Raw genomic sequence first — 18,674 nt, 5'->3', positions numbered from 1 at the left:
ACCGAATGTCAGGCAGTGGGTACGCAGCACAGAGTTGTTGCCGACCAGACTTCCCGGCGCACCGTGGATCATCCTATCGCGCCGAGGCCGTTCTCGACGAACTCTGCAGTCAACGAACGCTCGGCACGAACTTCGCCAGCGCTCGCCAACCCAGCAGCAGAACTGCGGTGGACAGCGTTGCGACGACGATGAACGATCCGGCTGTTCCCTGCCCGGTCACCGCACGCAACACCATGCCCACCGCGACCGTCATCACCCACACGACGATGCCCGTCGGGACGATGAGGAAAGCGTCGAACTTGTTGCGGTACAAGGCGAACGCGATGATCCAGCCGATGGCGGCACCGACGACGAACGGCCAGGCGGTGTGGAACAGGCCGGACAGTGCGGTGGCCTCGGCGTGACTGCGCCGACCGATCGCGGCGAACAGCACGACCATGAGCAGGTCGATGACGGCAGCAACTACTGGGGAACGAAACTTCACGCGCACCACTGTAGACACCGACAGCGAACGGCCCGCACCGACGAATGCGGTGCGGGCCGTTCGGGGGACCAACCGGTGCGGATCGATGTGGGTGTCAGTCGCGTGGACTGCAACGAAGTCGCATTGATCCGGAAGAGGGGGACGAAGCGAGGCGGACTTACGCCTGCAGTCCGGCCTCGATTTCGAGGTTCAGCGTGATCTTGTCGCCGACGACAGCGCCACCGCCTTCGAGGGGCATGTCGATGCTGATGCCGAAGTCCTTGCGGTTGATGACGGTGCTGGCCTCGAAGCCGGCGACCGGTCCGTTGCCCATGCCTGCGTTGACGCCGTTGAACTCGAGCTTGAGATCGATGGAGTTGGTGACGCCGTGGAGGGTGAAGTCGCCCGTGACGACGAAGTCTCCGCCGTCGGCCTTGACCGAGGTGGACTTGAACGTCGCGGTGGGGAACTTCTCGACCTCGAAGAAGTCGGCGGTCTTGAGGTGGCCGTCGCGCTGCTCGTTGTCGGTGGTGATGGACGCCACGTCGATTTCGGCGTCGACCGACGGCGTGCCGTCCTCGGCAACGGTGATGGTGCCGCTGAAGGTCTGGAAACGGCCACGGACCTTGCTGACCACCAGGTGGCGGACGGTGAATCCAACGGTGGAGTGCGCCGGGTCGATGACCCAGGTGCCTGCGGTGAGCTCGGGAAGTGCGATCGCGGTGGTCATGGGGACTCCTAAGGGTTGAAGTTTCAATGCTGATAGTACACAAGCGGACCAGGGTCCGTATATATTCCGAGTGAACAGAAGGTGACGGACAACACAGCTCGTGACGCTACGCGGTCTCCGGATCGCCCTTGGCGTCGCGGATGTCCTCGGTACGTCGCAGCTCGGCGGTCTCCTGCTGCTCGAGTGCGATGTCGAACTCGAGATCGGCGTGCTGGTGCTTGCGGAACAGCACGAGAAACACGATCCACCCGACGATGGCGACGAGGATGAAACTCACGCCGCGGTACACCAGGGCCGAGGCGACGGCCTGCGATGCGCTGATCGAGGCAGCGCTGGTGAGGAACGCGATGAGGGTGGCGTCGACGACGACGAGGCCACCGGGTGCGAGGGGAACGGATCCGACGGCTTTGCCCGCCGCGAAAGCGATGAGCAAACCGGACAGTCGCGGATCTGCGCCGACGGCGAAGCACGCGAACGCCAGGCAGGCGACGTCGCCGAGTCGATGCACGGCCGACCACGAGAGGGTGAGCGCCCCGTCGCGTTTGCCGAGCTGAACGGACTGGATCTGGCCGATGATCTTGTCGATCCCCTCGGCACCCGCGTCGAGCTCGTGGTTGCGGAACGCGTTGTATCTCCGCAGTCCCCAGCGCGCGACGGTCTTGATCGACTCGGGGTGATCGGAGATGTAGCGAACGGCGGCGACGATGGCGATGACGCCTGCGATCGGAAGCACCACGGTGAACGTGTTGAACGAGCTGCCGACCACCAGTCCGCCCGCAACGCCGAGCACGGCCAGTCCTGCCGCGGCGATGACGCCGGAGATCGCCAACTGCCAGGACGCAACGACCGGGCTCGCTCCCCAGCGGCGTGTCTCGCGATAGGTGAACGCCGTGGAGAACACCTGGCCTGCGGGCAGGGTGAGCGCCATCGCGGTACTGCCGTAGATGACCGCCACGGACTTGCGCTGACGCACCTTCACTCCGCCTGCGTCGAGCAACTGCTTCTGCACCCTGCCGAAAGCGCTCAGCGACACCGCTTGAGCGACTATGCAGGCCGCCAGCCAACCCCAGTGGATCTCGCGGACGGCTGTCCAGGATTCGTGCAGCCGCGGCCACAGATAGATTGCCTCGCCGACCAGGAGCGCCACCAGGGCGATTCCGGCGATCCACTTGACCCACCGCAGTCGGTTTCGCGGACGCCGCACTGCGGGTCCGCGGGTGGAGCTGGGGTCGGGCACCCTGTCAGACTAACTGTCGCGCGATGAGGAATCGGGATAGTCCACCGGCCAGGCCAGGTGGGTGGCCCGTCGTCGACCACGCAGTTGCACCTGGTCTCCCAGCTCCCACTGTTCCTGTTCCTCGTCGTCGGCGAAGTACAGGGCCGAGGTCGACGCCAGGACGCGTCCGGGACGCAGTTTGGCGAGCTCGGTGAGTCGCGAGGCCTCGTTGACCGGGTCTCCGATGACCGTGTACTCGAAGCGCTCCGACGCACCGATGTTTCCGGCGACGGCCAGACCCGCGGATACACCGATGCCGATGTCGAGGCCGGTGATCTCGTCGAGCGCGAATCTGAGTTCGCGCGCGGCGGCGAGCGCGGCGGTCGGGGCGTCGGGACGATCGAGTGGGGCACCGAAGATCGCGAGGGCCGCGTCGCCCATGAATTTGTTGACGAAGCCGTGATGACGTCCCACGACGTCGACGACCACTCGGAAGAACTCGTTGAGCAGCACCACGACCTCGCCCGGTGGGCGCTCGGAGGCGGTGGCCGTGGAGCCGACCATGTCGACGAACAGCACTGCGACGAATCGTGTCTCGCCGCCGAGTTCGGTTCCGAACTGCAATGCCCGACGCGCCACGTCCTCACCGACGTGTTGGCCGAACAGCTCTCGCAGGACGCGTCGTTCGGCCGATTCCTCCATCATTCGGTTGAAGCCCACCTGTAGGCGTCCGATCTCGGAGCCGTCGAACACGTCGACCTCGACGTCGGTCTCGCCGCGCTGAACGCGCTCGATTGCGCGGTGCAGCTGGCTGATCGGGTCGGAGATCTGGCTCGCGGTGAGCATCGAGAGCACGAACGCCTGCACGATCGCCAGCACGCTGAGCAGGATGATGGCCACCGCGAGCGCGTTGGGAGAGAACACCAGATCGGTGGTGATCTGCGTGGCGCACAGCAGGATGATGCCGATGACGGGCATCAAGGTGCCCAGTCCCCACGTCATGGCCATGCGGGTGCCGACGCCGGGCGTCATGGTGCGGTCGAATCGGCCCTCGCTCAACGCCAGTGCTGCGACCGGTCGCAGGATCCGTTCGCCGAGCATGTACGTGAATCCGAACGTCACGGTGGCGGCCATACCGACGGTGACGATGACGGCGATGGACAGCGACGGCATCTCCGCGATGGTCAGCAGCACGAAGATGATGCCGCCGATGATCCAGAGGATGAGGTGCACGATCGCCTGACGCAACGGCGCGTGCAGCGTCGTCATCTGTTCCTTGCGGGTGGGTGGGCCGCCGCGGAGCTGCCACCTGATCACCGACCGCAGGAGGAAGTACGCATAGATCAGGCTGACGACCAGGGCCACCAGTAGGTACGCCCCGAAGATGTACACGTTGCGCACGCGGTCGGCGACGATCGATTGCGATTCGGGGATGGGCAGGCCGTATCGCACGAAGGCGAACACGAGGACCGCACCGAAGACATTGGCGATGAGCATCGAGAGCATATAGAGCGGCCAGCGACTCTTCAGGGTGAGCGAGACCGCTCGGAAAGATGCCAGCACGGGTTAAATTTAGCGGGTGAGCACCGACGAGTTGCGGGCGCAAGGTACGGGGGCGTCCCCGGGCCCCACTTCGGCTGCGGATTCGGTGCATCCGCTGGTGCGGGTCAGCGCGGAATGGACGTGGCGACTGCTTGTCCTGTTTGCCGGATTCATCACGTTCTGCCTGGTGGTGGCCAAGCTCAGCACCGTCGTCATTCCGTTGGGCCTGGCGCTCCTGGCGTCGGCGATGCTCGTTCCCGTCGTCGATTGGATGCACCGACGCGGAGTGCCACGTGCCGTCGCGGTGATCGTCGTGATCATCGCCAGCATCGGCGTAGTCGCCGGGATCATGACCTTCATCGTCGAGCAGTTCATCGAAGGCCTGCCGCAGGTGGGTGACCAGTTCACCCAGTCCATCAACGGCATCGAAGAATGGCTCAGCAACGGTCCCTTGCACATCAGCGAGGATCAGATCAGGCAGGCCACCGACAGCCTCGTCAAGGTCATTCAGGATAATCAGGAAGCCGTTACGAGCGGAGCCCTGACGACCGCAGCGGTGATCGGTGAAATTCTCACCGGCGCACTGCTGACACTGTTCACCCTCATCTTCTTCCTGTACGGCGGCGATCAGATCTGGCAGTTCGTCACCCGACTGGCGCCGACCGCGGCCCGCAGAAGAATCCGCACCGCCGGCATCCAGGGCTTCGGGTCCCTGGTGGGATACGTCAGGGCGACGGTTGCCGTCGCAGCCGCCGATGCCGTCGGGATCGGTGCCGGTCTGGCCATTCTCGGTGTGCCACTGGCTCTTCCATTGGCCTCGTTGGTGTTCATCGGAGCATTCATCCCCATCATCGGTGCGGTGCTGACCGGATTCGTCGCGGTGTTCATCGCACTGGTCACCAAGGGCCTGATCACCGCGGTGATCACCCTCGGCATAGTGGTGGCCGTCATGCAGCTCGAAGGCCATGTGCTGCAACCACTCCTGCTGGGCCGCGCCGTGCGACTGCACCCGTTGGCGGTGGTCCTGTCCATCACCGTCGGCATTCTGCTCGCGGGCATCGTCGGAGGCCTGCTGGCGGTGCCGATCGTCGCCGTCCTCAACACCGCCGTGCGGTCGCTGCTCGCCGACGACCCGGACGAGGTCTACGAGGAACTCGAGGTGCCCGACCCGCTGTATTCCGCCGAGCCGAGCAATCCGGACACTCCGCCCGGAAGCGACGTGCCTGAGCGGCTTGCCAAGGGAGAGTTGACGACCCCGGATACCGAGGCTGCCGATACCGAGACAGCAGGTCCGAAGACCGATGCGGACGGCTGACCGGGTACGGACCACGCTCACCTCGTCCGATCCCGACACCCCGCTCTGGCGGGCCTCGCAGGCTTTCCGGCTGATCACACTGGTCTACGCGATCAGTTATCAGGCCGCGACCGTGGACAATTACACCAACCCGCGGCTGAGCTGGTTCCTCGTCGCTCTGATGGCCGTGTGGTCCGGGGCATCGGCGCTGATGCTCGCACGCGCATCACTGCCACGCTGGCAGGTGGTGCTCGCCGATCAGGTCATCGTCATCGCGCTGATGGCGTCGACGAGGTTGGTGGCCGATTACGAGTGGTACAGCACCCGCCAAACTCTGCCGACCACGCTGTGGGCCACCAACGCCGTCATCTCTGCCGCAATCCTGTTGGGCCCCAAGGGCGGAATTGCATCGGGGGTGGCGATGTCGGTGGTCAGCGCACTCGTCCGCGACCGCTTCGACTCCGATCTCTGGTCCGATGCCACCGCCCCGGTCCTGCTCTCGGCCGGACTGGCACTGGGACTGGCGTCGAACACCGCCAGGCGCGCCCACGAAGAATTGCGCCGCGCAGCACTATCGGCCGCGATCACCGAGGAGCGAGAGCGGCTGGCCCGGCAGGTGCACGACGGAGTGCTGCAGGTCCTGGCCCTGGTACGACGGCGTGGTCTCGAAATAGGCGGGCCGGCAGCCGAACTCGCCGAGCTGGCCGGCGAGCAGGAAGTGGCTCTGCGTGTGCTGATCTCGGAACAGGCAGCTCCTCGGGACGACCACACCGGCTCGATCGTCGACGTCAGGGCGCTGCTGCGAACTCAGGCGGGCACATCGATCTCGGTCTCGACGCCCGCCGATCCCGTGCTGGTCGAATCCGACGTCGCCGAGGAACTCGCCGCCGTCGTGGCCACCGCACTGTCCAACGTCGAACTCCACGCGGGAGCCGATGCGAAGGCCTACGTGTTGCTCGAGGACGTCGACGGGGAATTGATCGTCAGTATCCGCGACGACGGCCGCGGAATCCCTGCCGGACGGCTCGCCGCCGCCGAGGCCGAAGGTCGGATGGGCGTCTCGAAATCGATCCTCGGCCGCGTCGAATCTCTCGGCGGTACTGCGATACTCGACACCGACGAGGGTGAGGGAACCGAATGGGAGATCCGCATTCCGCGAGCGAAGGGACCGGAATGACAGAGGAAGCGAATGCCGACATCGCGGTGATGGTCGTCGACGACCACCCGATGTGGCGCGACGGTGTCGCCCGGGATCTCGAGGCCGCCGGATTCCGGGTAGTCGCCACCGCGGACGGCGTTGCCGCTGCGGGGCGCCGCGCCCGAGCGACCACACCCGATGTGGTGCTGATGGACATGCATCTGCCCGACGGCAACGGAGCCGATGCCACCGTCGCCGTCCTGGACGCCTCGCCCGAGACCAAGATCCTGGTGCTCTCGGCCTCCGCCGAACGCAGCGACGTGCTCGACGCGATCAAGGCGGGTGCGACCGGTTACCTGGTCAAGAGCGCATCGGCCGAAGAACTGTTCGACGCGGTCCGTGCCACGTCGGCCGGGCAGGCGGTGTTCACTCCCGGCCTCGCGGGCCTGGTACTCGGAGAGTTCCGGCGGATGTCGTCCTCGCCCGAGCCTGCATCCGACACTCGCCCGACGCTGACCGACCGCGAGACCGAAGTACTGCGCCTGGTCGCAAAAGGATTGAGCGCCAAGCAGATTGCGACCCGACTGACGCTCAGCCATCGCACCGTCGAGAATCACGTCCAGGCGACCTTGCGAAAACTGCAGCTGGCCAACCGCGTCGAACTGACCCGATACGTCATCGAAAAAGGGCTGTGAGGGTTTGCGTCGGTAGCCGAGGGGCACTCTGCATTCCATGACCGACAACGAAAATGCAGTGGACACCACCGTCGACCCGGCGAAGCACTCGAAGGGGGTCGACGCCGATCTCGATCAGACCGGTGCCGAGCGCGACGAGGCTATCGACGAGTTCGACGGCCACCTGGACGGGTCGGGCGAGGAGTCCTCGCTACCGACGCCCGAGCCGACCGACGTGGCCGACAAGTCCGAGGAGAAGACCGTCACACGGTCCGAGTAGCGCTACGGACTGCACAACCTGCCGAGCGCGAACTTGGCGATCGGGACGTACGGCAGAACCAGTGGCAGTGGGCCGTCGATCGTCAGCCACGCCCTGGTCCCGTTGGGTCGTGAGACGACGCCGTGCGTCAGGTCGACCCCGATGGCCTGATTCTGGAACCAGGCCGACCATGCCCACGTCCACGATCGCTCGTCGACCGAATGCACCCGGAAGTCGATCGGCAGCCCGAGCGGCCCCAGCACTCGGCCGGTGGTGTCGGCGTCCAGGCGCTCACCGCGGTACTCGACGCCGATGATCTGTGGAGCCCAGGTCTTCCAGGCCGTCGGTTCCATGTAGCGTTCCCAGACCTCGGGGGCGGGGGCGTTACCGGTCGATTGCAGTGTTACTCGCATCTGCCTCACCTACCCGTTGGTAGCGATCCCCACACAGAATTACGTGAGGGTTCGGCCACTGTCCATCACCGCGCCGTCGGGCGGACTCTCGGCTGGGGAGACTGGTCGGGTGCGCATCGTGCAGGTGGCCAACTTCTACGGACCGAGGTCCGGCGGCTTGCGGACGGCCGTCGACCAGCTCGGATCGGGGTACGTGGCCGGCGGCCACGAGGTGACTCTGATCGTGCCGGGCGATCGACGGAGTGAGACGCTGCTCCCGTCGGGAGTGGTGCGCATCGAGGTGCCGGCACCGCGGATTCCGCTCACCGGTGGGTATCGGGTGGCCGACCCGCGCCGAGTGTCCTCGGTGGCGGCCGGATTGCGGCCCGACGTGATCGAGGTATCGGACCGACTGACACTGCGCGGCATGGGTGCCTGGGCCGCGCGCCGAGACGTACGCAGCGTGATGATCTCTCACGAACGTCTGGACCGTCTGCTCGCGCAGACGATGCCGATGCGCTGTGCTCGCCCCATCGCGGACCTGGCCAATCGGCGTACGGCCGAGCAGTACGACGCCGTCGTGTGCACCACGGAGTTCGCGCAGCAGGAATTCGAACGCATCGGAGTGCGCAACGTGCACCGAGTGCCGCTCGGCGTGGACCTCGACCTGTTCCATCCGCGGCGTCGGCACGTGGGCAACCGGTCGGCTTGGTTGGGCGACGCCGATCGCCTGCTGGTGCACTGCGGCCGGCTGTCGGTGGAGAAGCACGTCGAGAGAAGTATCGATTCGCTTGCTGCGCTGTGTGATTCGGGAATGCGGGCGCGGCTGATCATCGCCGGCGACGGCCCCCGCCGAGCCGGCCTCGAACGACGTGCCCGCGGCCTACCCGTCGACTTCCTCGGCTTCGTCGACGGCAGAGCGGCCGTCGCAGCCCTGCTGGCCTCTGCGGACATCGCTCTCGCACCGGGACCACACGAGACGTTCGGCCTCGCTGCGTTGGAATCGCTCGCCGCGGGCACCCCCGTCGTCGTCTCCGAGACCTCGGCGTTGGCGCAGATCGTCACCCCACACTGCGGCGGATCCTCCGAGAACACCGCAGACGGATTCGCCGCCGAGATCGAACGAGTACTCGAACTACCGGTCGACGGCCGCCGCACCGCCGCCAGGTTGCGCGCCGAACAGTTCGGATGGCCGGCGTCGGTGTCCGGAATGCTCTCCGTTCTCGGCGGTCGCGCAGCCTGAGATCTTCGCTACCCTGAACCCATGGAGGCGAGGGATCTGAGAGTGTCCGATGCCGAACGCGAACACGTCGGGCAGCTTCTGCAGCGCGCGGTGGGCCAGGGCATGTTGTCGCTCGGTGAGTTCACCGAGCGAATGGACACCGCACTGGCGTCGAAGACCCGCGGTGAACTGAACTCGGTACTCGCCGACCTGCCCGGGATGCAGATCGCCGAGGAACATCGCCCGGCACCGAAGCCCTTTCCCGCGCCCACCTCGCAACCGACGGCGCGCCGCGTCGTTCACGAGCATTGGGGACACGGCAGCGGCGCGTCGGACACACTGCGCGGCACCATGTCCACCATCACCCGCAAGGGACCGTGGAACGTGCCGCCGAGCATGCGCGTCTCCACCCGCATGTCGACGGTGACACTCGACTTCACCCAGGCGGTCATGTCCACGCAGGTGGTCGAGATCCACGTCGACGACTACTGCAGCACCGTGACACTGATCGTGCCCACCGAAGCGACAGTCGATCTCAACCGCGTCGAGACGGTGGCGGGTAGCGCCACCAACAAGGTCCGCACCGGGCCTCCGTACGGGCCGCTGCATCTCGTGGTCTCGGGCAAGGTTCGCTTGGGTTCGGTGACCGCCAAGCATCCCTTCGGTAGCTCGATCCGTCGTATGTTCGGCTAGCGAGGCGCTTCTACTCGAGCAATCCGAGTAGCACTACTCACGCTTTCCGGCCGCCACGGTCGCAGGATCTAACCCATGACTTCTCCCCAGAGCTCCGGGCTGGATCCGCAACTCGTCGCGCGACTGTCCAGCCGCTTCGATTCCTTGGGCGACCACATGCGCCAGGTGGCCGTCGACCTGCAGAACCTGCAGTCCCAGCTCGGTGCCGCAACGGCTCCCGCTCCCACGCGGCAGGCGTCGGCACCCTCAGCTCCTGCCGTTGCGCCGCCGGTGGCGTCACCACCGCTGCCACCGCTGCCACCGCTGCCTCCGCAGCCCTACGGTCAGCCGTTCGGCCACATCGTCCGTCAGCCGGTGGGGCAGCAGGCAGCTCGGCCCCAGCCCACCATGACCTACCCCGCACCACCCAGTGGACCGGTCGTCGCGCCTCGCCCGCCGGCTCCGCCGCGCGAACCGTGGTGGCAGCGTGACGGTGTCATCAGTCGTCTGCTGGCTGTCGCAGGCGCAGGCGTCACCCTCGTCGGTGTCGTGATGCTGCTCGTCCTCGCCGCACAGGCCGGGTGGTTCGGCCCTACGCTGCGGGTCGCCGCGGGCGCAGTGTTCTCACTCGCGCTGATCGGTGCAGGTGTCCGAGTGTTCGGCCGCTCCGGCGGACGCATCGGCGGAATAGCCCTCGCCGCCACCGGCATCGCGGGCCTGTACCTCGATGTACTCGCGACGTCCGTCCTGTACGGCTGGCTCGATCCCGTACTCGGGCTGATCACCGCATTCGGAATTGCCGCAGCCGGAACGGCACTCGCAGTGCAGTGGACGTCGCAGCCGATGGCGGTGCTGATTCTCGCCGGTGTCGCGGTGTGTGGACCGGTGCTGACCGACGGCCTCACCCTGACCCTGATCGCATTCCTCATCGCCACGTACGTCGCCAGCTTTCCGGCTCAGATCGGCCGCAATTGGCCACTCCTGCAGGTCGTTCGGACCGTACCCCTCGTCGGTGCGGTGCTGGCTGCCATCGCGAGTGTCGATCTGTCCGGATCCACCGGCGACCTCTGGCTGCTCCTGGCCGTCGTGTCGGTGGCCGTCTTCGGGATCGGAACCTCACTGGAGTTGCTGCGCCGCAACGTCTCCGATGTGGTCGCCACCGTCATGATCGCTCTCGCGTCTGTGCCGGTGCTGGTCTCTGCCGACGTTTTCGATCGCGCCGCGACCGTCTCTGTCCAACTGGTTCTTGCTGCTGCAGCCGTGGCGATCGTAATTCTGGTGAGGTGGTTGCCAGGGCACGCTCGCATCGCCGTCGCGGTGATCGGAGCGCTGGCGACGCTGCAGGCCGCAGTCGAGTCGACGACCCTCGAGATTCGCCCGGTGGTGCTGTTCGCCGTCGCGTCGGCACTGATCGCGGTGGCCCACAGCACCCGCTCGACACTCGCATACTCGATCGGCAGCGGATTCGGCGTGATCGGCGCACTGATGTTCGTCTCGGTCAGTCCGCCGCAGGCGCTGCTGGACTCCGATCACGCAGTGGGCAGCGTCGGTATCGCCCTGGGCGGAATCCTGCTCGCTGCAACGGCATTCGCCTTCGCGTACGTGCTGGCCGAACTGAAACCGGTCGACGACGGACTGCGGACCCTCGGCATCGTCTCCGGCGTACTCGCGCTGTACGGCCTGACGGCGGCAACGGTGACCCTCGGCATCGGAATCGGTGGCGAAACAACGGGATTCACTGCAGGCCACACCGCGGCGACCATCGAGTGGATGATCGCAGCCTTCGCACTCCTGGCATTCGGGCTGCGCAGTGTCACCCACGCGCATCTGGCACTGCTGGCCGGACTGTCCTTGACCGCGGCGGCCATCGCAAAACTGTTCCTGTTCGACCTCGTCGCCCTGGACGGACTGTTCCGAGTCATCGCCTTCATCGCAGTGGGACTACTGCTGCTGATCGCGGGCACCCGTTACGCGAAGGTGTTCGCGGACCGAGAGAATGCGGCAGTGTCTTCCTGACCTCCCCACACCGCGTGAATGGACCATTGCATACGTCTGAGGAGTGCAGTGGTCCATTCACGCGTCCGACCCGAGCCCGGCCACACCGCATCAATGGACCATTGCATACGTCTCGGCGGTGCAATGGTCCATTGACGCGTGGTGGGGCGGCGGCGCGTCAGTCGTCTTTCGGAGCCGTTTCGCCCAGTCCGAGTCTGCGTTGCATGCGCTTCATACCCGCCGGTGCCCACCAGCTTGCGTCGCCGAGCAATTTCATCGTCGCGGGCACCAGGAACATGCGAATGACGGTGGCGTCGATGATGAGGGCAGCGATCATGCCGTACGCGATGTACTTCATCATCACCAGATCCGAGAACGCGAACGCTCCGGTGACGACGATGAGGATCAATGCTGCCGCGGTGATGATGCGACCGGTGTGCGAAGTGCCGATATGAATGGCTTCGCTTGTGCTGGAGCCATTTTCGCGTGCCTCGACCATGCGGGAGAGTAGGAACACCTCGTAGTCGGTGGACAGCCCGAACACGATGGCGGCGATCAACAGCAGAATCATCGCCATGATCGGCCCGGGCGTGAAATTCAGCCACGCCGCGCCGTGGCCGTCGATGAAGACCCACGTCAGGATGCCCATCGTGGCACCGAGCCCGAGGGTCGTCATCAGCACCGCCTTGATCGGCAACACCAAGGATCCGAACGTCAGGAACATCAGTACGGTCACGACGATGACGACCAGCACCGCCATCAGGGGTAGACGATCGACCAGCGCATCGATCGAATCCCGTTCGATCGCAGGCGTTCCCGTCACCTCCATCGAGGTGCCCTCAGGAGTGTCGATGCTGCGCAGGAACTCGATGGCGGGCGCTGCGTCGTTGCGATCGACGAGTCCGGCCTTGAAGACGATGATCCCGTCCTTGCTGGCACCGACCGGGGTGAACTGCTCGACCAGGCCCGGTGCGTTGTTCGCCTGGGTGGTGATGGCGGCCAGGTTCGACCCCTGGGCGTTCTGGATGACCAATTCGATCGGCTCGGTGCGCTGGCCGGGGAACAGTTCGTCGAACCGTTCCTGCGCCACCCGCGTCGGATTGTCCGGTGGCAGATACGTCTCGTTGATGCCGCCGAACGCGAGGTTCCCGATCGGAAGCGTCAACGCCAGCAGCCCGAGCACGATGGTGACGACCACCTTGATGGGGTTGCGCATCACCCAGGTGGTGAGCTTGCCCCACATGCCGTTCTCGATCTCCTCCGACGACTTGGTCTTGCGCATGAACGCCAGGCCGAGGGCATCGACGCGTGGGCCGAGAATCGACAGAATGGCCGGCAGGATGGTGATCGCGTTCAGTGCCGCGAGAGCGACCGTCGCGATCGAACCCAGGGCGACCGACCGCAGGAACCCGTGCGGAAACAGCAACAGACCACCGAGGCACGCGACGATGATCGTCGCCGAGAACGCCACCGTCCGACCGGCCGTCATGACCGATCGACGGACGGCATCAGGCGTCGACCGGCCGTCGCCCAGTTCCTCTCGGAAACGCGACACGATGAACAGTCCGTAATCGATCGCCAAGCCGAGTCCGACCAGCGACACCACCGGTGCAACGAAGGTGTTCACGTCGGTGACGTGGGTGAACAGCTTCACGATGCCGTTGGCGCCGACGACGGTCAGCGCGCCGACGATGAGCGGCAGCGCAGCGGCCACGACGCCGCCGAACACGAAGAACAGCAGCACTGCCACCGCCGGGATGGCAAGGATTTCCATTCGATGGATGTCGTCGGTCATCGTCGACTGCAGGGCGGCCGCCACGGCCTGTTGGCCGGCGACCTGTACGTCGACGCCGTCGATGTAGAACGCGTTCTGGACGGCCTGGAAGTTCTCGGTCAGCTCGGTGTCGTCGGTACCGACGATGGCGATGCTCGCGATGGCGTGCTGCTTGTCGGTGGTTCCGAGCGCCGCCAGCACCGGGGCCTCGGCAGTTCGGAAGTAGCTGGCGTTGATCTTCGCGATGCGGTCCGGGTGATCGGCCACCAGCGAATCGAGACTGCCGACGACCGCAGCGTCGAACGCCGGGTCGTCGATGGTCGAGCCCTCCGGCGCGGTGTACAGGACGATCACATCGCCCTCGGTGTTACGGCCGAACGTCGCCTCGGCAAGGTTGTTCGCAGCCGCGGATTGCGACGTCGGATCGTCGAAGCCGCTCTGGCTCAAGTGGTCGGTGAGATCCCAGCCGTACGCGGCCAGGAGCGACAGTCCGGCCACCATGACACCGAGAACGGTGTACCGGAGTCGGTGGACGAACTTTCCCCATCGAACGAACACGTGTGTACTCCCCCTGGATGCACGCGACTACCGCCGCCACGTGAGTGAACCTCGGCTCAGGGAGGTTAGCCGATCACACGAGCGTCAGCGTGAACGGTTGCGCTCGCGTGCGAGCAATTCGCTGACGCTGAGCACCTGTCCGTTCTCGCCGCCGCGATGACGACCGCTGTCGCCACCCTCGGTGGTCGGTGCGGATCGGCGGCCCGACGGCTTCTCGGACCGTGGCTCGCTCGACGTGGATCCGTTGCTGCCGTTGCGTTCGGTTCCGGTCTGCTCGGTGCCGTTGCGATCGGACCCGTTGGTGCCGTTTCGGTCGGTGCCGTTTCGTTCGGACCCGTTGCTGTGGCCGTTGCGATCGGAACCGTTCTGCCGGGAGCCGGTCTCGTCGCTACCGCCGTGGTTCGCACCGCTGTGGTTCGATCCGTTGTGATCGGACCCGTTGGCGGTCGAACCGTTGCGCGGTGTGCTCGGGGGTGGTGATGCGCTGGGTGCTCGCAGGTCGGCGAGCCAGCTCTCGATGGAACGGGAATCCGGTTCCTCGGCGCGAGGCGCGCGTGCGGCCCGGGTTCGGCTCGGCGGCGCTACGGGTGGACGCGGTGCGCTCGGTGCGCGGGGCGGCTCCGCCGACGGGGGAGCTGCCACCGGGTTGACCGGCGGTGCGGGCCGGACGACCTCCGCTGCCTGGGTCGGTTCCGGTTCGACGGTCGGCCGCGGCGCAACCGGCCGGCTCGGGGCAGGCCTGGGAGCCGGTCGTTCCTGCGGAGCGGCCTGGGTCCGAGGGGGAGTCGGGGTAGGTCGAGCAGCCGGTGCCGCAGGCGTGGCGGGAGCCGCACGGGTCGGCTCGGGTGGGGTGGCCGGACGCCCTGTCACACTGCGTCGGGATTCTTCCTTCGCCGCGTGGGTCGCTCGGATCGGGCCCCCGCCGTGCGGTGCGACCACGGGAATGGGTTCGGTGAGCGGCTCGCTGCGGCGCGGTGCCGGACGCATCGGCGGCGCGACCGTACTCGACGGTGCACCGCCTGCGAGAGCGAGCTCGGGCACGTCCGCCATGGGGAGCAGTTCGTCCTCGAGGATGGTCTCGCCGAGTCCGAGCTTCTGCTGAATCCGCTTCATCCACTGCGGGGCCCACCAGCAGTCGTCGCCGAGCAGTTTCATCGTGGCGGGCACGAGGAACATGCGGATGAGGGTGGCGTCGATGATGAGGGCCGCGATCATGCCGTAGGCGATGTACTTCATCATCACCAGATCGGAGAACGCGAACGCCCCGGTCACGACGATGAGGATCAGGGCCGCTGCGGTGATGATGCGTCCGGTATGCGAGGTTCCGATACGGATGGCTTCGCTTGTGCTCGCGCCCTTTTCGCGCGCTTCGACCATACGAGAGAGCAGGAACACCTCGTAGTCCGTGGACAAGCCGAACACGATCGAGATGATCAGCACCAGGACCGGAGCCATGATCGGCCCGGGAGTGAAGTTCATCAGCCCCGCACCGTTGCCGTCGATGAATATCCACGTCAGGATGCCCATGGTGGCCCCGAGACCGAGGACGGTCATGAGCACCGCCTTGATCGGCAGCACCAACGATCCGAACGTCAGGAACATCAGCAGGGTCACGATGAACACCACGAGCACGGCCATCAGCGGAAGTTTGTCGATGAGCGCACTGATGGAGTCCTGCTCGATGGCAGGGGTACCGCCGACGAGAACGGACGCTCCGTCCGGCACGTCGATGCTGCGCAGGAAGTCGATGGCGGGCTTGGAGTCGTTGCGATCGACCAGTCCTGCCTTGAAGACGATGATCCCGTCCTTGCTGGCACCGACCGGAGAGAACTGCTCGACCAGGCCGGGAGCATTGTTCGCTTGATTGGTGATCGCGGCGAGGTTGGCACCCTGCGCGTTGCTGATCACCAGCTTGATGGGTTCGGTCCGTTGGCCGGGGAAGAGCGAATCGAACTCGCCCTGCGCTTCGCGGGTGACGTTGTCGGGCGGTAGGTAGGTCTCGTTGATGCCGCCGAACTTGATGTTGCCGACCGGCAGCGTCAGGAGCACCAGGCCGAGCACGATCGGGACGGTGACCTTGACGGGGTTGCGCATCACCCAACGAGTGAGACGGCCCCACATGCCGTTCTCGATCTCCTCGCTGGACTTGGTCTTGCGCATGAACTTCAGACCGAGGGCGTCGACGCGGGGTCCCAGGATGGCGAGCATCGCGGGCAGGATCGTGATGGCCGTCAGAGCTGCGAGAGCCACTGTTGCGATGGAGCCGTAGGCCACCGACTTGAGGAAGCCCTGCGGGAACAGCAGCAGACCACCGAGGGACGCGACGATCATCGTCGCGGAGAACACCACGGTGCGACCGGCCGTCATGACGGTGCGGCGCACCGCCTGTGGCGTCGAGTAGCCGTCGCCCAGTTCTTCTCGGAACCTCGAGACGATGAACAATCCGTAGTCGATGGCCAGCCCGAGGCCGACGAGTGAGACCACGGGTGCGACGAAGGAGTTGACCTCGGTGAAGTTGGTGAACACCTTCACGATGCCGTTGGCGCCGACGACTGTCAGGCCACCGATGATCAGCGGGAGGGCAGCCGCGACGACGCCACCGAAGATGAAGAACAGCAGTACGGCCACTGCCGGGATGGCCAGCAATTCCATCCGGTGGATGTCGCCTGCCATCGTCGACTGCAACGCGCCTGCGACGGCCTGCAAGCCGGTCACCTGCACGTTCACACCGTCGATGTAGAAGACGTCCTTGACGGCCTGGAAGTTGTTGGTCAGTTCGGTGTCGTTGGCACCGGCGATCGCAATGCTGGCGATCGCGTGTTGCTTGTCGGTGGTACCGAGGGCGGCGAGGTTCGGGGCAGTTGCCGTGCGGAAGTAGCTGCCGTTGACCTTCTCGATCTCGTTCGGGTGGTCGGCGGCGAGCGAATCGAGGTTGGCGACGATCTTGGATTGGAACTCGGGATCGTCGATCGTCGAGCCCTCGGGTGCGGTGTAGAGGACGATGACGTCACCCTGCTTGTCGCGACCGAACGTCGTGTCCGCCAAACGGGCAGCCTGGGCCGATTCCGACGTCGGATCGTCCCAACCGCTCTGACTGAGATGGCTGTTGAGATCGAGACCGTAGGCAGCGAAGCCCAGCAGTCCGGCCACCATGACACCGATAACGGTGTACCGCAGGCGGTAGACGATGTCTCCCCATCTGGCGAACACTTAAGAAACTCCTTGGCGCCCGACGAGCAGGGCGGACAGCGGTCGGAAGGGCTGCAGCCACGCACCTTCGTCGGGAAGCGAATCGAGACTCACCCGTGGCAGTGGCTCACGGAAGACGCCCGGAATGTCCTCGAGGTCGAGGAACTCCAGGATGTCCGACGTGACAGCCCAGCTTGCGTGCTCCCGGAAGCCCAGCACCTGCACGGGCACTCCGGTTGCTGCGATGGCCTCCAGTGGACCCTTGAACGCCTGACCGTCGGCGGACGCGACCATGACACCGGCGAGGCCGCCGTCACGGTTGCGGAAGTCGATGTGGTCGAGCATGTCTGCGTCGACGTCACTGTCTTCGTCGACCTTGGGCTTGGCGAACACCGCGAAACCCACGTTACGCAATGCTTCGACCCAGGGTCGGACGACATCTGCGCTGCCGGGGGCGATGTTGGTGAACACCGTGGCCTCGGGTTCGAGCGTCGCGGTGCCGGAGGTGGAGAGCTCGGCAGTGCGGCTGAGCAGCCATCGGCCCAGGGCATCGAAGCGCGGACGGTACGCAGCGGTGGGTCGGCCACCGAGAATTGCGCCGAGTCCCATGTCCAGGTTCGGGGCGTCCCACACCAGCAGGACGCGTTTGCTGTGGCGCGATTCACCGAGTGCGCCGAGTTCTGAGGGGTCGACCACGGTGTCGGGCATGTCCGTACTGACGCTCATGCTGTCTTCTTTCCCCAGATCAATTCCGTCACCGAGCTACCGACCAGCTGTGCCTTGCCCTCGAACTTGGTCACCGGTCGCTCGTGTGTCATGGGCGACTCCCAATCGAGAACGGTCAGACCGGGCTCGGCGTTCCCGGCCTCGGCAATCCACTCAGCGTATTCGGCATGATCGGTTGCCACGTGCAGAACGCCGCCGGGCTTCAATCGATCCGCGATCATCGCGAACGTCGGACCCTGCAGCAGGCGACGCTTGTGGTGTCGAACCTTGGGCCACGGGTCGGGGAAGAAGACGCGGACGCCGGTCAACGATTCCGAGGTCAGCATGTTCTCGAGCACGTCCATCGCGTCACCGCGCAGCAACCGAACGTTCTCGATGCCTTCGCGTTCGATCTGCTGCAGTGTCTGGGCCAGGCCGGGCCGGTAGACCTCGACGGCCATCAGGTTGACGTGCGGCTCGGCCGAGGCCATCGCCGTGGTCGCGGTGCCCGTACCCGAGCCGATCTCGAGAATCGCCGGACCGCTGCGGCCGAACCAGGCGTCGATGTCGATCTGCTCGTCGGCGACGTCGCGGCCGATGCGCGGCCACAGGTTGTCCCAGGTGGTCTGCTGCGCTTCGGTCAGCGCTCCGCGCCGAGAGCGGAAACTCGTCACGCGGGGGTACAGCCGTGAGCCCCGTTCCTGGGTCTTCACGGCATTGTCCTCGGTGTCGACAGAGGGGTCCTGGGGCTCGTTCACCGGTCCATTGTCGCGCATCGACGGGGCGTGTGACAGGTGGGTCTCGAGTTGAAGTTGAGACTTACCGTCCCACCGCTGATCAGCGGTGGGACG

16 protein-coding genes are annotated in these 18,674 nt (G+C 65.8%); 7 read left to right on the top strand and 9 right to left on the bottom strand.

Features of this window, described 5'->3' with window-relative positions; genetic code table 11:
* Positions 1–109 precede the first annotated feature (109 nt).
* The 4 genes from CH306_RS06585 to CH306_RS06570 all read right to left on the bottom strand — a co-directional run bounded on the left by CH306_RS06585 (position 110) and on the right by CH306_RS06570 (position 3,915).
* On the bottom strand, positions 110–493 hold the full coding sequence (locus CH306_RS06585) for a DUF3054 domain-containing protein (RefSeq protein ID WP_176459091.1): 384 nt from the start codon (positions 491–493) through the stop codon (positions 110–112).
* Positions 494–641: 148 nt separating this feature from the next.
* Complete coding sequence (locus tag CH306_RS06580; RefSeq protein WP_032396667.1) at positions 642–1,193, bottom strand: YceI family protein; 552 nt, start codon at positions 1,191–1,193, stop codon at positions 642–644.
* Between the two features lie 106 nt (positions 1,194–1,299).
* Complete coding sequence (locus tag CH306_RS06575; protein WP_094646065.1) at positions 1,300–2,430, bottom strand: lysylphosphatidylglycerol synthase transmembrane domain-containing protein; 1,131 nt, start codon at positions 2,428–2,430, stop codon at positions 1,300–1,302.
* Between the two features lie 9 nt (positions 2,431–2,439).
* Positions 2,440–3,915: an adenylate/guanylate cyclase domain-containing protein gene (locus CH306_RS06570; protein ID WP_045200526.1), complete on the bottom strand. Its 1,476-nt coding sequence runs from the start codon at positions 3,913–3,915 to the stop codon at positions 2,440–2,442.
* A 142-nt stretch (positions 3,916–4,057) separates the two neighbouring features.
* On the opposite strand from CH306_RS06570, the gene CH306_RS06565 reads away from it, so the two are divergent.
* Genes CH306_RS06565 through CH306_RS06550 form a run of 4 tightly spaced genes read left to right on the top strand, consistent with a single transcriptional unit; the run spans position 4,058 to position 7,337 of the window.
* Entirely contained in the window at positions 4,058–5,266 is a 1,209-nt protein-coding gene (locus CH306_RS06565; protein ID WP_094646064.1) for an AI-2E family transporter, read from the top strand.
* A complete protein-coding gene (gene macS / locus CH306_RS06560) occupies positions 5,253–6,422 on the top strand; it encodes a MacS family sensor histidine kinase (protein WP_094646063.1) in 1,170 nt (389 codons plus the stop codon). Before CH306_RS06565 ends, macS begins: the two co-directional genes overlap by 14 nt.
* On the top strand, positions 6,419–7,078 hold the full coding sequence (locus tag CH306_RS06555; protein ID WP_032397249.1) for a response regulator: 660 nt from the start codon (positions 6,419–6,421) through the stop codon (positions 7,076–7,078). The genes macS and CH306_RS06555 overlap by 4 nt, the downstream gene beginning before the upstream one ends.
* 37 nt (positions 7,079–7,115) lie before the next feature.
* Positions 7,116–7,337, top strand: a complete 222-nt coding sequence (locus tag CH306_RS06550) for a hypothetical protein (RefSeq protein ID WP_032396663.1) — start codon at positions 7,116–7,118, stop codon at positions 7,335–7,337.
* A gap of 2 nt (positions 7,338–7,339) precedes the next feature.
* Here the strand turns inward: CH306_RS06550 and CH306_RS06545 are convergent, their stop codons facing one another.
* The gene (locus CH306_RS06545; RefSeq protein ID WP_032396662.1) at positions 7,340–7,729 is read right to left on the bottom strand and encodes a hypothetical protein; all 390 of its coding nucleotides are present in this window, start codon (positions 7,727–7,729) and stop codon (positions 7,340–7,342) included.
* Between the two features lie 109 nt (positions 7,730–7,838).
* Between CH306_RS06545 and CH306_RS06540 the strand changes: the two genes are divergently transcribed.
* From CH306_RS06540 to CH306_RS06530, 3 genes are all read left to right on the top strand, one after another.
* Positions 7,839–8,951, top strand: coding sequence for a glycosyltransferase (locus tag CH306_RS06540; RefSeq protein WP_094646062.1), 1,113 nt, complete (start codon positions 7,839–7,841; stop codon positions 8,949–8,951).
* Between the two features lie 21 nt (positions 8,952–8,972).
* A complete protein-coding gene (locus CH306_RS06535; protein ID WP_094646061.1) occupies positions 8,973–9,623 on the top strand; it encodes a DUF1707 SHOCT-like domain-containing protein in 651 nt (216 codons plus the stop codon).
* A 75-nt stretch (positions 9,624–9,698) separates the two neighbouring features.
* The gene (locus CH306_RS06530; protein WP_179272784.1) at positions 9,699–11,618 is read left to right on the top strand and encodes a DUF2339 domain-containing protein; all 1,920 of its coding nucleotides are present in this window, start codon (positions 9,699–9,701) and stop codon (positions 11,616–11,618) included.
* A gap of 157 nt (positions 11,619–11,775) precedes the next feature.
* Here CH306_RS06530 and CH306_RS06525 read toward each other — a convergent pair whose 3' ends face one another.
* From CH306_RS06525 to trmB, 4 genes are all read right to left on the bottom strand, one after another.
* Positions 11,776–13,929: an MMPL family transporter gene (locus tag CH306_RS06525; protein WP_094646060.1), complete on the bottom strand. Its 2,154-nt coding sequence runs from the start codon at positions 13,927–13,929 to the stop codon at positions 11,776–11,778.
* Positions 13,930–14,013: 84 nt separating this feature from the next.
* On the bottom strand, positions 14,014–17,139 hold the full coding sequence (locus tag CH306_RS06520; protein ID WP_094646059.1) for an MMPL family transporter: 3,126 nt from the start codon (positions 17,137–17,139) through the stop codon (positions 14,014–14,016).
* Positions 17,140–17,826, bottom strand: coding sequence for an NYN domain-containing protein (locus CH306_RS06515; protein ID WP_230596976.1), 687 nt, complete (start codon positions 17,824–17,826; stop codon positions 17,140–17,142).
* Between the two features lie 14 nt (positions 17,827–17,840).
* Positions 17,841–18,599 carry a tRNA (guanosine(46)-N7)-methyltransferase TrmB gene (gene trmB, locus CH306_RS06510; protein ID WP_094630552.1) on the bottom strand — a complete coding sequence of 253 codons (759 nt, stop codon included), beginning with the start codon at positions 18,597–18,599 and terminating at the stop codon, positions 17,841–17,843.
* Between the last annotated feature and the right edge of the window lie 75 nt (positions 18,600–18,674).

The organism is Rhodococcus sp. 15-725-2-2b (assembly GCF_002259075.1).
Taxonomy (GTDB): Bacteria; Actinomycetota; Actinomycetes; order Mycobacteriales; family Mycobacteriaceae; genus Rhodococcoides.
Note: the sequence above shows the minus strand (reverse complement) of the source record. Positions and strands in the feature narration are given on the sequence as shown.

Excerpts from the sequence above, each read along its gene's own strand:
- trmB (WP_094630552.1), bottom strand. The coding sequence starts at position 18,599 with ATGCGCGACAATGGACCGGTGAACGAGCCCCAGGACCCCTCTGTCGAC.
- CH306_RS06515 (WP_230596976.1), bottom strand. The coding sequence starts at position 17,826 with ATGCCCGACACCGTGGTCGACCCCTCAGAACTCGGCGCACTCGGTGAA.
- CH306_RS06555 (WP_032397249.1), top strand. The coding sequence starts at position 6,419 with ATGACAGAGGAAGCGAATGCCGACATCGCGGTGATGGTCGTCGACGAC.
- CH306_RS06545 (WP_032396662.1), bottom strand. The coding sequence starts at position 7,729 with ATGCGAGTAACACTGCAATCGACCGGTAACGCCCCCGCCCCCGAGGTC.
- CH306_RS06550 (WP_032396663.1), top strand. The coding sequence starts at position 7,116 with ATGACCGACAACGAAAATGCAGTGGACACCACCGTCGACCCGGCGAAG.
- macS (WP_094646063.1), top strand. The coding sequence starts at position 5,253 with ATGCGGACGGCTGACCGGGTACGGACCACGCTCACCTCGTCCGATCCC.
- CH306_RS06535 (WP_094646061.1), top strand. The coding sequence starts at position 8,973 with ATGGAGGCGAGGGATCTGAGAGTGTCCGATGCCGAACGCGAACACGTC.
- CH306_RS06570 (WP_045200526.1), bottom strand. The coding sequence starts at position 3,915 with ATGCTCTCGATGCTCATCGCCAATGTCTTCGGTGCGGTCCTCGTGTTC.
- CH306_RS06580 (WP_032396667.1), bottom strand. The coding sequence starts at position 1,193 with ATGACCACCGCGATCGCACTTCCCGAGCTCACCGCAGGCACCTGGGTC.
- CH306_RS06530 (WP_179272784.1), top strand. The coding sequence starts at position 9,699 with ATGACTTCTCCCCAGAGCTCCGGGCTGGATCCGCAACTCGTCGCGCGA.